This window comes from Geobacillus sp. ZGt-1, assembly GCF_001026865.1.
Lineage (GTDB): Bacteria > Bacillota > Bacilli > Bacillales > Anoxybacillaceae > Geobacillus > Geobacillus thermoleovorans.
Genome location: NZ_LDPD01000145.1, coordinates 1 through 1,463 on the forward strand (window position 1 = coordinate 1; position 1,463 = coordinate 1,463).

Consider the following 1,463-nt stretch of genomic DNA (forward strand, 5'->3'; position numbering starts at 1 on the left):
AACAACTTTGCTTGGATTATTAGTGCCTTAATCTTCTTCAACTGTTCATACACTTCAAACGTTTCTAAGGTAGGCACTCCGGACTGCTCAAACTGCTTGACTTTCCTTAAATATCTATCAAAGTTAACATTTTCCGGTCGTAAAATGGAACCATAGTTTTTCGCATCGATAAATGTTTGTAATAGTCTTTTGATTTCTGCTACTTCTGTTTCGTTTTCTCCAATTAATTCTGCTGCTTGATCGATGAGAATATCATTCGATTCTTGTATCGAAATGACGTTCAATACAGGCGGATGGCGAAATACTTTTTTCGTTTTCTCCCGCGCTTTCATCATTAACGCAAATGCCGCCAACTGTGCAGCACGATCATCAATGTCAATTCCGTATAAGTTTTTCTCTAAAATAAGAAACGGAATTTCACGAGCTGGATAACCACGTTCTTCGTAAATCTTGTATAACAAGTCAAAGGCATAGACAAGAATATGACCAGAACCGCAAGCAGGGTCTAATACAGTAATATCCTCTGGTGAAAGATTTGGGTTGCGTAGTTCTTCTAATTTCGCTTGTACTTCTGGCTCTTGTTCCGCTGGCTCTACATAATATTTCATTTCCGCTTTTAAGTTCGACTCAGGATGAGACTCGAGCCACATATGACCAAGCGAGTTTTCCACCATATAGCGGACAATCCAGTGTGGTGTAAATAACTGCGTCGCAGCTGGGATGTTTTCTTTTGTAATTTTTTTGTTTTTCTTTAATCCCGCAAATACTTCATCTTTTTTCTCTGAAATATAATATTGATACAACCAACCAATGACTTCTACATGTTCGAAGTTTTTGTCTTCTAATTCTTTGCCTAGTTTGTTAATCAGCGAATCCGCGTGTAGCAACGACTCAGGCAACAATAACTCTGTATAGTCCGCTAACTTTTCAAATAAGAACGGCATGATTTCATGCAATTCATTACATTGAGCAATTAATAATTTCCGATACGCTTCTTCCCGCTTTCCTTGTTGTAAAAGAGATGCAATCTCTTCTTTGTCGACTGGCAAGTCCGTATATTGATAATCGGTTAAAATATCCGGATCCACTTTTCCCTTCGTTTCGCTTGATAAAACGCGAATTTTCGATGGCAAATAGTTATGCACTTCCATGAAGCGAATCGCGATTAAGCGGTTAAACCATGTGTACGCGACTTCTTCAATCACTTGGTCATAACCTTTTGTTTCAATTTCTTTTAACAGTTTTTGTAGACCGTTTTTATAAGATAACGGCAGTTTTTTGCCGTTGATTTCAACATAATCAGCACCTGTTACAAGCACAGGAGAGCCTTCGGGAGTAATCCCAAAGGCTTGTGCTCGCAAGGCAATTTGATTGCGAAGTTCGTTGCGTGCATAAACAGCAAATTCTTTTAATGCTCGTTTGTTCATTGTCTCCTGACTCCTTCTATATACATGCTCATTGAA

At 38.6% G+C, this 1,463-nt stretch carries 1 protein-coding gene; it reads right to left on the reverse strand.

Annotated features, from left to right (window positions below; all coding sequences use genetic code 11):
• On the reverse strand, positions 1-1,427 hold a 1,427-nt coding region (gene pglX, locus VU18_RS16175), incomplete at its 3' end, for a BREX-1 system adenine-specific DNA-methyltransferase PglX (protein ID WP_047758535.1).
• Positions 1,428-1,463 lie beyond the last annotated feature (36 nt).